Origin of the sequence: Sphingopyxis sp. OPL5, from assembly GCF_003797775.2 — a bacterium.
Taxonomy (GTDB): domain Bacteria; phylum Pseudomonadota; class Alphaproteobacteria; order Sphingomonadales; family Sphingomonadaceae; genus Sphingopyxis.
Genome location: NZ_CP060725.1, coordinates 1,079,410 through 1,092,672, shown reverse-complemented (window position 1 = coordinate 1,092,672; position 13,263 = coordinate 1,079,410). Strand labels below are relative to the sequence as shown.

Sequence of the window (13,263 nt, the reverse complement as noted above, 5' to 3'; positions counted from 1 at the left end):
CGACCATGACCACCGACCCGACGCTGATCGTCGCGACCCCCGCGCCGGGGGTGCTGCACCTGATCTTCAACCGCCCCGACGTGCATAATGCCTATGACACGCCGACCTTCACCGCCTTTGCCGAGCAGCTCGACCATGCCGCAACCGCCCCCGACATCCGCGCCATCGTCATCAGTGCGCGCGGGGGCAGGGCGTTCAGCGCAGGGTTCGATATCCACGAGATGGCGGGCTTCGATGCCGCCACGATGCGCCGCGCCTTCGAGACGCGCGACCCGGTGTTCGGCCGTGTCGCCGCGCACCCGTTGCCGATCATCGCCGCGATCGACGGCATCTGCTTCGGCGCGGGCGCGCTGCTCGCGCTCGCCTGCGACATGCGGATCGCGACCCCCGCTTTCCGCTTCAAGGTGACGGCGGTCGGCTATGGCTGCGCCAATGCAACCTGGTCGCTACCGCGCGCGGTCGGCGCGCCGCGCGCCAAGGCGATCTTGATGACCGGACAGGTGGTCGAGGCCGCGGAGGCCGAACGCATCGGGCTGGTGAACGAAATCGTCAACGCTTCCGAACTCGACGCGCGCGCGATCGCGTTGGCGTCCGCCATCGCTGCGCATCCGCCGCAGGGCATCGGCGGCATCAAGACGCTCGTTGACGGCAGCCTGACGCGCACGCCAATCGAAGGTTGGCAGGCTGAATATGACTGGATGATCGCGAGCATGACCGATGCTCCGGCCGGCGGCGAGACCTTCGGGAAATTCCTGTCCGAGCACGACGACCACAAACGCTGAACAGCAATATCAGGAGAAGACGATGATTGGCCAAGCGAACGCGCAGGTGGCGCATCCCGACCGGCTCTTTATCGGCGGGCGGTGGATTCCCGTCGAGGGCAGCGGTCGCTTCGCGGTGACCAATCCCGCGACCGAGGAAGTGTTCGGCGAAGTGGTCGCGGCGGGCGTCCCCGAAGTCGAACGCGCGGTCGCGGCGGCGCGCAAGGCGTTCGATGAAGGCCCCTGGCCGCGGATGTCGGCTGCCGAACGCGCGACCTATATGCGCGCCTTGTCGCAGGCGCTGCAGCGCCGCGGCGCCGCGCTCGACAGCGCCTGGATTTCGCAGGTCGGGGTGCCGATCTGGATGGCGCAGGGGTCGGGCGCGGGCACTGCGGGGCTGCTCGACTATTATGCCGGACTCGCCGAGACTTATCCGTTCGAGGATGTCCGCCCGTCGAATGGCATGATGTCGAAGGTTGCGGTGGTGGTGCGCGAACCCGTCGGCGTCGTCGCGGCAATCGCGCCGTGGAACGGTCCGCTCGCCTCGCTGCTGATCAAGCTGGCGCCAGCGCTCGCGACGGGCTGCACGGTGATCCTGAAACCGGCGCCCGAAACCCCGCTCGAGGCGTTCATGCTCGCCGAAGCTGCCGAGGAGGCGGGTTTCCCCGATGGCGTGATCAACCTGTTGCCCGCCGACCGCGAGGCGTCGGACCTGCTCGTCCGCCATCCGGGTGTCGACAAGGTCGCCTTCACCGGCTCGACCGAGGTCGGGCTGCATATCGCACAGGTTTGTGCGTCGCGCATGGCGCGCTTTACGATGGAACTCGGCGGCAAGTCGGCGGCAATCGTGCTCGACGACTTCGAGCCCGAGGCGATGGGACCCGCGCTTGCGTCGATGATCACCCTGCTCTGCGGCCAGGTGTGCATCAATTTCAGCCGCGTCCTTGTCCCGCGTGCGCGCAAGGACGCCTATGTCGAAAGCCTCGCAGCGGCGATGGCGGCGACCAGCATCGGCGATCCGCTCGATCCCGCGACGATGATGGGGCCGCTCGCAATGGCGCGGCACCATGCCAAAGTGTGCAGCTATTTCGACAAGGGCGTCGCAGAGGGCGCGCGCATCGCGACCGGTGGTCGCCGTCCGCCGGCGCTGAACAGCGGCTATTATGTCGAACCCACCGTGTTTGCCGACGCGACCAACGACATGGCGATCGCGCAGGAGGAAATCTTTGGCCCGGTTACCGCGGTCATTCCCTATGACAGCGTCGAGGAAGCGATCGCGATCGCCAACGACAGTCCGTTCGGCCTGTCGGGCGGCGTCTATACGCATGACACCGACCGCGCCTATGCGGTGGCGCGGGGCATCCGTACGGGGCATTTCACTCAGAACGGCCGCGATTTCGACCTGACCAATCCCTTCGGCGGCTTCAAGAAATCGGGCGTCGGTCGCGAGGGCGGGCCGGAGGGCATCGAGCCCTTTACCGAGGTCAAGACGATCTTCCTGCCGCAAGCGCCCGGCACGCTGGCATGAGCGCAGCCTACACCGCCGGCCTGTTCGACGTCGCGGGCAAGCGCGCGCTCGTGACCGGCGCGACATCGGGCATCGGCCGAATGATCGCGCGCGGATTGGCGCAGGCGGGGGTCGACGTGTGGGTCGTCGCGCGCGGCGCCGCCGACGTCGATGCCATCGTCGCCGAACTTGGCGGCAATGCGCAGGGCGTCGCGGCGGATATCGCAACCGACGACGGCATCGCACGGGCCGCCGAAGCACTTGGCGAGCGGCCGCTCCATATTCTCGTCAACAATGCCGGCACCGACCGCACCACGCCGCTCGACGCCGATGGGCGCGAGGATTTCGATGCGGTGCTGAACCTCAACCTGACCGCGCCTTTCCTGCTGACGCGCAAATTGCTGCCGCAACTCGAAAGCGGTGCAGCGCCGGGGGATCCGGCGCGGGTGATCAACATTGCGTCGATCGCCGCGCTGAACCCCGGGCATCTCGAAAATTTCGCCTATGCGTCGAGCAAGTCCGGCGTTGCGATGATGTCGCGTCACCTCGGCCGCCACCTCGCCAAGCGCAACATCAGCTGCAATGCGATCGCGCCGGGCCTCTTCCCCTCGCGGCTCACCGAGCAATTTCTTGGCATGGGTGCGGACGACGAGGTGCCCAAGGCCTTCGTCTCGCCACTGGGCGCGCGGGCAGGGGAAATGGACGATATCGCGGGCGCGGTGATCTACCTTTCGTCGCGCGCCGGCGCCTGGGTGACCGGCGTGCTGCTACCGGTGAGCGGCGGTATTTCGACCGTCAGTTGACAGGTGCCTGCGCTGGCTTTGGTGTGGGAAGCGGTCGCTTCCTCTTTTTGTCATCCCCGCGAAAGCGGGGACCCAGAGCGTGCGTAGGCTGAGCTTTCCCTGCGTTCCCGCTTTCGCGGGAATGACAAAGTAATAAGATACAGAGCGACCACGCCCACCCGAAACCGGCCGTTCGACGCAAAAACTCTTAATCGACCCCAAAGATCGCCGAACTGATCGTCGGTGCGCCGGGACCGCCGGCGAGCAGGCAGGTGCGCGCGTTCGGTACCGGGTTCGGGCTTTCGCCGCGCAGGCAGCGCACCGCCTCGACCGCCGTGACGAAACCATGGACGAAGCCATGCGCCAGATTGCCGCCCGATGTGTTGACCGGCAGCTTCCCGCTCGGCGCGATCAGATTTTCGAAGCGCACAACCTCTGCCACATTTTCGTATGTGCAAAAGCCATGGTCGATCAGCGACGCGATCCCCTGCGCGCTGAAATTCTCGTACAGCTGGACGACATCGATATCGGCCGGGGTCAGTCCCGCGGTGCCGTAGAGCCGGTCGCGGATCGCGCGGAAGCCGGCGGTCGGATAAAGTTCGGTCGCGTCATTCTCGAGCAGGTCGCCATAACCCGCCTCGGTCCCCTGCGCGACCGACAGCAATTTCACCGGTTTCTTCTTCAGGTCGCGCGCCATCTCGGTCGAGACGAGCAAGATCGCGCCCGCGCCGTCATTCTCACGGCTGCAATCGAACAGGTGGAACGGTTCGGCGATGATCCGCGAACCGCTATATTCCGTATGGTCGAAATCCTTGCCATAGGCGACCGCGTCGGGGTTGCGACTGCCGTGATAATAGGAGGCGCGGACGAGTTCTTCGCACAGCTCATAGGGCACGCCATGATATTCGAACATCCGCTGCGCGCGCATCGCGCAGACCTGCGCGGGGGCTAGAATGCCCGACGACACCATATGGTCGTTGAGATGATGCGCCATGACCGCCGCCGACAGCCGCCCGCTATTCCCTTCGACCAGCGCGCGAAACACGACGACGGCGCGCGCCTGTCCGGTCAGGATCGCCGACGCCGCGATACCAAAAGCTCCGGCGATGCCGCCGCCGCCGCCGCCCCACACCTGTGCTGACCAGTTGATCGCCTTGGTGCCGAGGTCGGGCATCAGCCGCACCGGCTCGTTCTTGTCGTCGCCATAGGAGACAAAGCCGTCGACATCCGCCGGGTCGAAACCCGCGTCCTCGCAGGCGTCGACGATCGCGCGGACCAGCACGCCGCGTTCGGGGGCGGGCGCAGTGCCGCGCTTGTACTGGCGATAACCGACGCCGGCGGCGGCCGTCAGGCCCGACAAATTGGGGGTCATGAAAGGCTCCAGCGCAGCGCGGGGATTTGGGCATCGCCAAAGGCGGTGCGCGCGATCGTTCCGGTGACAGGGGCGCCGATACGGAGGCCCGCTTCGTCACCTTCCAATACGCCGACGAGGCGGACCGGCACCGAATTCAGGGTGACGATCAAGGTCGAGAAGGGTTTGGCGAAGGCTTCGGTCCCGCCGAACGGGTGGTGGGTGCGGGTATAGGTGAAGACCTCGCCTTCGAGCGACTGTTGGGTCCATTCATGGTCCCAGCTGCCGCAGCTGCCGCAACGCCAAACTGCGGGCCAATGCCAGCGTCCGCAGCCCGTGCAGCGCGGCAGTTCAAGCCGCCCTTCGAGAAGCGCGTCCCAATAGCGCCCCTCGGCGCCGACCGGACCCGTTGCCGAATGATAGGTCATCCGCTCCTTGCCATCCTTTCCTGCCGCATCGCCTGCGCGGCCCTTGCTTCATTTATCTACTATATATAGATTTGATGGTAACGTGCAATGAGGAAGTGCGCGACGCGGATTTCGCATGGACGCACAGACGGATGGGGAGAGACGATGATGCTGCGAGTGACCTTCTGCCTCAAGCGCTTGCCGGGCCTGACGCGCGAGCAATTCCAGGACTATTGGCGGAACGAGCATGCGCCGCTGGTCAAGGACCATGCCGCGGCGCTCGGCATCCGAAAATATGTCCAGTCGCACAGCCTGACGCTCCCGGGCGCCTTTCCGCTCGCCGATGTGCGCGGCTCCTCGGGCCTCGATTTCGATGGCGTCGCGCAACTATGGTGGGACGATATGGCGAGCTTCGCCGCGGCCGGGTCGACCGAGGCGGGACGCGTCGCGGGCGCGCTGCTGCTCGCCGACGAGAGGAAATTCATCGACCTGCCCAATTCGCCGATCTTCCTGTCGGACGATTTTCACGTCATCGAATAGGCGGGCCGAAAGGAGCCTATTTCCAGCGTCCCGTCGCGGTCACGGGTTCGTCGCTCGCCATATGCGCCTCGGCCTGCTGCCGCGTCAGTTCGGCAAGCGGTTCGAGGATGGCCTTATCCTTGAGCGTGCCAATGCCCGCCGCATCGATGCCGAGCCAGTCGGCGATGACCTCTTCGCTTTGCTCGCCGCTCAGCGGGGCAGGGCGCAAGGTCGGTGCGGGCAGGTCGGCGGTCTTGACCACATAGGCGTCGCCGAACACATCCTCTTGCAACCAGGGATGATCCTCGATCCGGTAGAAACCGCGCTCAACATAATAGGGGAAATCCGGCAGTTCGGAGAGCCGCAGCATCGGGGCGGCAGCAATGCCCGCCGCCTGCAGCGTCTCCGCGGCGGCGTGTCGACTACGCCCCGCGAGCCAGGCGTCGATCGCCGTGTCGATCTCGCGGCGCGCGGCAAGCCGTTTGGCGGCGCTGTCGAAGGCCAGGCCTTCACCATAGCCGATCGTCTCGCACAACCGCGCCCAGTCGGCGTCGCTCTCGACGGTGATCACGCACCATTCGTCGTCGCCCGCGGCGCGATAGGCCGCCCACGGCCAGTCGGTGGCAGCGCCGCCCGCCGGCGTACCGCGCACGACGTCGGCGGCGAAATGGCCGATCATCACTTCGGATTGTGCGACCTTGGCTACGCCGCCCAGCCCGGTGCGCAGGCGACGGATCAGCAGCGCCGCGACCCCGATCGCACAGATGCGGCCCGCGACATGGTCGGGATAGACGGTGATCGAATCGCTGAAGCTCAAAGGATCGTCGGGGTAGCGCCAGGCGAGCGTCAGCCCGGTCGAGGCGCGAACCAGCGGGCCATAGCCCATCCGCCCGCTCCACGGCCCGGTGTCCCCGAAGGCCGAGCTTTCGGACAGGACGATCCGCGGGTTGATCGCGCGCAGATCGGCTTCGCCGAGGCCCAGCTTCTCCATCGTGCCGGGCTTGAAGTTCGAGCAGACGACGTCGGCTTGCCGGACCATGTCGAGGAATAGCGCGCGACCCTCGGTGCTGCGCAGGTCGATGCCCAGGCTGCGCTTGTTGCGGTGCCCGGCGGCGAAGCTGACCGACATGCCGTGCTCCAGATAGGATTGGCGGCTGCCGTCCGGAAAGGCCTGGCTCTCGATCTTGATGACGTCGGCGCCGAGGTCGCCGAGCAGCCGCGCGCCCTCGGCACCGACGACGATGACGCCGAGATCGAGCACTTTCAGGTCGCCAAAGGGAGCGAGGAGAGCCGCGCCGGCGACTGCGGGAAACTCAGCGCCCTCAGCAATCGGCAATGGCCCCATGCGGTCGCCGTCGATGGTCAGGAATCCATTGGGCAGCCGCGTCCCGTCGGCCAGCGTGGTGACCGCTTCGCGTACGGCGGCATGGTCGCTGTCCAGAAATTCGCCGAGCGTCAGCACCGACGCGATCGGTACGCCATAGTCCTGTCCTTCGCGTTCCAGATCGGCGCGGAGACGGTCGGCGAAGAAGCCCGCAATATGAGGGAGCAAGTCTGCTGAGGCATAGCGGTGCGACGTCCGGTCGAAATCGGGTGAGGCAAATTGCGCGGGCTCGCCCATCCACCGGAACATGCCGCGCCACTGGCGCTTGGCAAGCAGGCAGATGCGCACATAGCCGTCGGCGCAGCGCATGATCGGATATTGGAATCCCGCGCGTGGCCGGTCGCGCAGCAGCAGGCCGACCGGCTTGCCCATCGTCGCGCTGCCGTTGATGCCGAAGCCCGGATCGAGGCCCTGCACCGCCCCGTCGAGCGCCGCGAAGTCGAAATGCGCCCCTTTGCCGCCGCTGAGCGCGCGATAGAGCGCACCGAGCAGCGCGAAAACCGCCTGCGGGGCGGCGCATTGATAGGCGAGGTCGCCGGGCGGCAGCAGCGGCTCGCGCCCGCGAATGCCCGAACGCGACAGCACGGCGGACAGCGCATGGAGCACAGGACCGGTCGCGCGCCACTCCGCCAGCGGGCCGTCTTCGCCGAAATCGCTGACCGTCATGGTGATCAGGCCTGGGCGGGCGCGGCGGAGCGCGGCGAGATCGGCCCCCGACGCCCGGTCGGCGACAACGATCTGCGCGCGCTCGATGGCTGTCGCGGCCTCTGGACTGCCCAGATTGCCGGTGTGCACCCGCTTGCCGGCGTTGGCGACGACTGCCTCGGCGCTGGCGTCGGGCTCGGATGCGAAGCGATCGACCACGGCGCCCAGATCGGCCAGATAGCGTCCGATCATCGCCAGCGGCCCCTGGACGCTTTCGACGACGCGAATGCCGGACAGCGGCCGATCGGACATGAACTTACCCTTCTCTTCGATACGCCAGCGGACGCGAAGACGCTCCGCTGGCCGCGCCGGCGCTTGCCATATCTGCACCGGGAAGAAAAGTTAATTAATCGACTAATTCGTTTTGCCGCGCTCGTCTTTTATGATAGCGGCCACGCCACGGAGAGTTGCCGATGGACTTCACTTTCACCGACGATCAGCGTCAGTTGCGCGATGCGCTGCGCGGGTATCTTCAGCGCAACAATGGATTTTCGGTCCGTACGGCGAATGCGCGCAGCGCAGCCGGCTGGAGCGAATCGCTGTGGCGCGGGCTTGCGGACGACCTCGGCATATTGGGCGTGTTCGTGCTCGACGGCGCGGGCGGCATCGGCGGCGATGCGACCGACATGATGGTCGTGATGGAGGAGCTGGGCGCCAACCTGCTCGTCGAACCCTATTTTGAAACCGCAGTGATCGGCGCGTCGGCGCTCGGCGCCGCGCACAAGGCCGAGCTGGCGGCGATCGCCAGCGGCGACATGCGCCTTGCCTTTGCCTGGGCCGAGACCGCAACGCGCTTCGACCGCATGCCGCGCGATACCATTGCGCTGCGCACGACGGTCGGCTGGCGGCTCGATGGCCACAAGATCGTCGTGAGCGGGGCGCCGATGGCGACGCATTTCCTCGTTACCGCGCGCATCGGCGAGGAGCCGGCGCTGTTCCTCGTCGAAGCCGGCGCGGTCGGCATTTCGCAACAAGCATTTCCGACGATCGACGGCCGGCGCGCCGCCGATGTCGCCTTCGATGCCGTTGCGATCCCCGACAGCGCGCTCATCGCACGCGGCGCCGAGGCGATCGAGCGGCTGTGCGACGTCGCAACCGCGATGCTTGGTGCCGAGGCGCTTGGCGTGATGCGCGTGATGCTCGACGATACCATCGCCTTCACCAAGGAGCGCCGCCAGTTCGGGCAGGCGATCTCGACCTTTCAGGTCATCCAGCACCGCATGGTCGACATGTATATGCAGCTCGAACTCGCGACCTCGGCGGTGTACCGCGCGGTGCTCAGCCTCGACGCCGCGCCGGCCGACCGCGCCCGCGCCGTCTCCGCGATGAAGGTGACCATCGCCGACGCCTGCCGCTTTGTCGGCCAGAATGCAATCCAGCTCCACGGCGGCATGGGGATGACCGACGAGGTCGCGGTGACCCATTATTTCCGCCGCGCGACCGTGATCGAGAGCGAATTCGGCTCGGCCGACTGGCACCGCCGCCGCTTCGTCGCACTGTCGCGCGCGGCCTGAGGAGACAGCCGATGGACATCGCCTGGAGCGCCGACGAAATCGCCTTTCGCGACGAAGTGCGCGCCTTTCTTACCGACAAGCTGACCGACGATCTGCGCGCGAGCGGTGCCAATATGACCAGCGTCTACGCCGACCCGGATCATGCGCGCGCCTGGCAGGCGATCTTGCACGAAAAGGGTTGGGTCGCTCCGTCCTGGCCGGTCGAGCATGGCGGCACCGGCTGGAGCCTCGCGCAACGCTATATCTGGCAACGCGAGCGCATCGCCGCTGGCGCACCGCCGGTGTCGCCGATGGGGGTGCAGATGTGCGGCCCCGCGATCATCGGCCATGGCAGCGACGCGCAGAAGGCCCATTTTCTGCCGCGCATGCTATCGGGCGAGCATTTCTGGTGCCAGGGCTATTCCGAAACCGGGTCGGGCTCCGACCTCGCCAGCCTGCAATGCCGTGCCGAGGAGGATGGCGATCATCTGGTCGTCACCGGCCAGAAATTATGGAGCACCCACGCCCACGCCGCCAACTGGGGCTTTTTCCTCGTTCGCACCGCGACACTCGACCGGCCGCAAAAGGGCATCAGTTTCCTGTTGATCGACATGACCAGCCCCGGCGTCACCGTGGTGCCGACGGTCTCGCCCGCGGGCGAGAATATCCAGAACGAGATTTTCCTCGACGCCGTCCGCGTGCCCAAGGCGAATGTCGTGGGCGCGATCGGCGACGGGTGGACCGTCGCCAAATATCTGCTCGAATTCGAACGCGGCGGCGCGGCCTATGCACCGGGTTTGCAGATCGACCTCGACGAGATCGAGCAATTCGCCAGCGGCGCGCGCGGCGACGAGGGCGGACGCCTGATCGACGATGGCGCCTTCGCCGATGCGATCGCGCAGGCGCGGATCGACGTGCTGGCGCTCGAAATCTTCGAATTTCGCGCGATGAGCGACGCGGGGGCCGGTCGCTATCCGCATGCGATCCCGTCGCTGATGAAGATCCGCGGTACCGAATTGCAGCAGCGCATCACCGAACTGCGCCTGCTCGCCGCTGGCCGCTATGGCATGGCCTATCAGCCGCAGGCAGGGGTTTCCGCGGGGCCGGTCCATTTCCCGCACGCCGAGGGCGATTTCGCCGGCCCGCGCGAGGCCGCGATCGCGCCAATGCGCTACGTCAGCGAACGCGCGGCGTCGATCTACGCCGGGACGAATGAGATTCAGCGCAACATCATCGCCAAAATCATCGGCCTTTGAGCGATAACATGATTGGAGAGAAAGAATGACCGACACGCCCCCTGCCGTGCTTGCCGAACGCCGCGGCCATATTCTGATCCTGACAATCAACCGCCCCGAAGCGCGCAACGCCGTCAATGCCGCGGTCCACGCCGGGCTGGGCGAGGGACTCGAACAAGCCGAGGCCGATCCGGACATCCGCGCGGTGATCGTCACCGGCGCGGGTGACCAAGCCTTTTGCGCGGGCGCCGACCTGAAAGCCCTGTCGCGCGGCGAGCGGCTCGAACCCGAAGACAAGGCACAGCGCGCCTGGGGCTTCGCGGGTTTCGTGCAGCACCCGATCGGCAAGCCGATCATCGCGGCGGTCAACGGCTTCGCGCTCGGCGGCGGCACCGAACTCGCGCTGGCCTCCGACATCGTGATCGCCGCCGATCATGCGCAATTCGGGCTGCCCGAGGTCAAGCGCGGGATCATCGCGGCGGCGGGCGGTGCGTTTCGCATCGTCCAGCAATTGCCACGCAAGATCGCGATGCAGTTGTTGCTGACTGCCGAGCCGATTTCGGCGCAACGCGCGCTTGATCTCGGCCTCGCCAACGAAGTGGTGCCCCTGGACAAGCTCATGGACACCGCGCTCGACTTTGCCGAGCGCATCGCGGTCAACGCCCCTCTCGCGGTGCAGGCCAGCAAGCGCATCGCCATGGGTATCGCCGAGGGCCAGATCGCCAGCGACGCCGAGTTCTGGGAGGCGAACAAGCGCGAAACGCGTGTGGTCTTCACCTCCGAGGATTCGCGCGAAGGCCCGCGCGCCTTTGCCGAAAAACGCCAGCCCGTCTGGCAGGCTCGTTGAGGAAACAAAGCATGTCGGACGATAACAGCCCCATCATCGTCGGTGTCGGCCAGATCAACGACCGGCCGGAAAACCCCGCCGATGGTCGCGATCCCATTGTGTTGATGGCGGACGCGCTGCGGATCGCCGAAAGCGACGCTGGCGGGGCGTTGCTCGCCGACGCTGATTTTCTGGGGATCGTCCAGCAGATATCGTTCCGCGACATTCGGTATGCGCGGGAACCGCTGGCGAGCGAACTCGGCATTGCGCCCGCGACGATGATGCAAAGCGAAGGGCCGAACGGCGACAGCCCGGTCCTGCTCCTCAACGAAGCGGCCAACCGGATCGGGGCCGGCGCGTGCCGGATCGCGCTGGTGTGCGGCGCCGAGGCGCTGCGAACCGCGGCAGCAAGGGCGGCGGCGGAGGAGTCCGGCCGCCGCGTCGATGCGACGCGCGAAGCGGCGCAGCGGCGCGAGCCAAGCTATGCGCAGCAATATGGGCTGGTCGCGCCGGTCGATGTTTACCCTCTCTACGAAAATGCACTCCGCGCATCGCTGGGGCAAAGTTTCGCCGAGGCGCAGGCCGAAAGCGGGACGATCTGGTCGCTCTTTTCGGAGGTTGCGGCCGCCAATCCCCATGCATGGATCCGGAAACCGGTCAGCCCGGCTGACGTGACCACGCCGACCGAAAGCAACCGGCCGATCGCCTTTCCCTATAACAAGCTGATGGTCGCCAACGCCTCGGTCAACCAGGGCGCCGCCTTCATCGTGACGAGCGTCGGCGAGGCGCGCCGGCGCGGGATCGCCGAGGACCGCTGGATCTATGTCGGTAATGGTGCGGCGGCCCATGAACCGAACAGCCCGTTGCAGCGCGATCGCTACGACCATAGCGCGAGCATGGAGGTCTCAATCCGCCGCGCGCTCGCCTTGAACAAGGTCGATCCGTCCCAGCTCGATATGGTCGAATTGTACAGCTGTTTCCCCTGCATTCCCAAGCTGGCCCGCCGGATCATCGATTGGCCGGCCGAACGGCCGGCGACGGTCTTCGGTGGCCTGACCTTTGGTGGCGGGCCGATCGGCAACTATATGAGCCATGCCGTCGCGAGCATGACCGATCAGCTGCGTGCCGAGGGCGGGACGGGGCTGCTGTTCGCAAATGGCGGCTATGCGACGCACAATCACAGCATCGTGATCAGCAGCAAGCCGATCGCGGCGGCCTCCTTTCCCCGCAGTTACGATTATCAGGAGGAGGCCGACGCGATGCGCGATGCAATTCCGGCGCTGGCGCGCGATTATCTGGGTGACGCGACGATCGAAAGCTACACGATCCTCTATCGGCGCGACGGGATGCCAAAAGCAGGCGTGGTGGTTGCGCGGACACCGGGGGGCGAGCGGACGCTCGCGCATGTTCCGCCGAGCGAAGGCGACGTCCTGCGACGGCTCGCCGATGCGGATGCGGAGCCTGTGGGCGCGCCCGGCCGGATCGTCGAGGGCGCGGGGCTTCGGGAATGGCGCTTTGCATGATCGCGACGGGCGGGATTGACGGGCATTTGGCGCGTCGCAGCCTCTTGGCTGTTCAAAGCCGGGCAATGATGGCATCTGTCGGCCTAATGCCGATAGGGAAAGGGATAAGTTTGCCCGCCAGCCAAGCCAGGAAAAAAAAGGGGCCGGGGCGCCCGCTGACGCCGCTGATCACGCGCGAAACGGCGATACGGGTGTCGATCAACCTGCTCGATCGCAAGGGCCTCGACGCGCTGACCGTGCAGGCGGTGGCGCGCGAACTGAACGTTCAGGCGCCGTCGCTTTATTATCATTTCAAGAACCGCGACGAACTTCTCCACATGATGGCCCGGACCTTGCTGGTCGAGGTGGGGCAGGGGGAAAAGCCGGGGTCGTCGTGGGAGGAGCGGGCGATCGACCTCGCGGTTGCGACCCGCCGCGTGATGCTGAACCACGCGCACGCCGGACCGCTGATGCTGCGCTTCTTTCCGCGCGAGCTGATGCTCGGTGCCTATGAGCGCGGCCTGTCGGACTGTCCTTACCCGCCCGAGCATCATCTGGCGGTTCTCGAGGCGCTCGAAAAGCTGACCTATGGCAAGGCGCTCTTCGACGCGGCGGCCAAGGCGCACGACCATGCCGCTATGCCGACGGTCGATCCGGCGCGTTACCCGTTGCTTGCCGCAGCGATCGCCAAATCTCCGGTGTCCGACGAGGCGTTGTTCGTTGAGACGCTCGAGGTGCTGCTCGACGGTTTCAGATTTCGATACGGACAGAAGGGTAAAGCCATATGATCG

12 protein-coding genes are annotated in these 13,263 nt (G+C 66.3%); 9 read left to right on the top strand and 3 right to left on the bottom strand.

All coding sequences use genetic code 11. The features are described 5' to 3' along the window. The first annotated feature begins 5 nt into the window (after window positions 1–5). From EEB18_RS05350 to EEB18_RS05340, 3 genes are read left to right on the top strand one after another with little or no spacing between them, the layout of a single operon-like run. Window positions 6–782: an enoyl-CoA hydratase/isomerase family protein gene (locus EEB18_RS05350; RefSeq protein WP_187141338.1), complete on the top strand. Its 777-nt coding sequence runs from the start codon at window positions 6–8 to the stop codon at window positions 780–782. A gap of 22 nt (window positions 783–804) precedes the next feature. After that, window positions 805–2,289: an aldehyde dehydrogenase gene (locus tag EEB18_RS05345; protein ID WP_187141339.1), complete on the top strand. Its 1,485-nt coding sequence runs from the start codon at window positions 805–807 to the stop codon at window positions 2,287–2,289. Beyond that, window positions 2,286–3,071, top strand: a complete 786-nt coding sequence (locus EEB18_RS05340; RefSeq protein WP_187141340.1) for an SDR family NAD(P)-dependent oxidoreductase — start codon at window positions 2,286–2,288, stop codon at window positions 3,069–3,071. The genes EEB18_RS05345 and EEB18_RS05340 overlap by 4 nt, the downstream gene beginning before the upstream one ends. A 187-nt stretch (window positions 3,072–3,258) precedes the next feature. On the opposite strand, the gene EEB18_RS05335 is transcribed toward EEB18_RS05340, so the two are convergent. After that, on the bottom strand, window positions 3,259–4,422 hold the full coding sequence (locus EEB18_RS05335; protein WP_187141341.1) for a thiolase C-terminal domain-containing protein: 1,164 nt from the start codon (window positions 4,420–4,422) through the stop codon (window positions 3,259–3,261). Further along, on the bottom strand, window positions 4,419–4,829 hold the full coding sequence (locus EEB18_RS05330) for a Zn-ribbon domain-containing OB-fold protein (protein ID WP_187141342.1): 411 nt from the start codon (window positions 4,827–4,829) through the stop codon (window positions 4,419–4,421). The genes EEB18_RS05335 and EEB18_RS05330 overlap by 4 nt, the downstream gene beginning before the upstream one ends. A 147-nt stretch (window positions 4,830–4,976) precedes the next feature. Here EEB18_RS05330 and EEB18_RS05325 point away from each other — a divergent pair, with 147 nt between their 5' ends. After that, complete coding sequence (locus EEB18_RS05325) at window positions 4,977–5,348, top strand: EthD domain-containing protein (RefSeq protein WP_187141386.1); 372 nt, start codon at window positions 4,977–4,979, stop codon at window positions 5,346–5,348. A gap of 16 nt (window positions 5,349–5,364) precedes the next feature. Here the strand turns inward: EEB18_RS05325 and EEB18_RS05320 are convergent, their stop codons facing one another. Continuing rightward, a complete protein-coding gene (locus tag EEB18_RS05320) occupies window positions 5,365–7,668 on the bottom strand; it encodes a CaiB/BaiF CoA-transferase family protein (protein ID WP_187141343.1) in 2,304 nt (767 codons plus the stop codon). 161 nt (window positions 7,669–7,829) lie between these two features. Between EEB18_RS05320 and EEB18_RS05315 the strand changes: the two genes are divergently transcribed. The 5 genes from EEB18_RS05315 to EEB18_RS05295 all read left to right on the top strand — a co-directional run bounded on the left by EEB18_RS05315 (window position 7,830) and on the right by EEB18_RS05295 (window position 13,260). Then, window positions 7,830–8,930 carry an acyl-CoA dehydrogenase family protein gene (locus EEB18_RS05315; RefSeq protein ID WP_187141344.1) on the top strand — a complete coding sequence of 367 codons (1,101 nt, stop codon included), beginning with the start codon at window positions 7,830–7,832 and terminating at the stop codon, window positions 8,928–8,930. 11 nt (window positions 8,931–8,941) lie between these two features. Then, window positions 8,942–10,165, top strand: a complete 1,224-nt coding sequence (locus tag EEB18_RS05310; RefSeq protein WP_187141345.1) for an acyl-CoA dehydrogenase family protein — start codon at window positions 8,942–8,944, stop codon at window positions 10,163–10,165. Between the two features lie 25 nt (window positions 10,166–10,190). Further along, complete coding sequence (locus EEB18_RS05305; RefSeq protein ID WP_187141346.1) at window positions 10,191–10,991, top strand: crotonase/enoyl-CoA hydratase family protein; 801 nt, start codon at window positions 10,191–10,193, stop codon at window positions 10,989–10,991. A gap of 11 nt (window positions 10,992–11,002) precedes the next feature. Further along, window positions 11,003–12,493 carry an acetyl-CoA acetyltransferase gene (locus EEB18_RS05300; protein WP_187141347.1) on the top strand — a complete coding sequence of 497 codons (1,491 nt, stop codon included), beginning with the start codon at window positions 11,003–11,005 and terminating at the stop codon, window positions 12,491–12,493. 110 nt (window positions 12,494–12,603) lie between these two features. Beyond that, window positions 12,604–13,260 carry a TetR family transcriptional regulator gene (locus EEB18_RS05295; RefSeq protein WP_187669081.1) on the top strand — a complete coding sequence of 219 codons (657 nt, stop codon included), beginning with the start codon at window positions 12,604–12,606 and terminating at the stop codon, window positions 13,258–13,260. The last annotated feature ends 3 nt before the right edge of the window (window positions 13,261–13,263 follow it).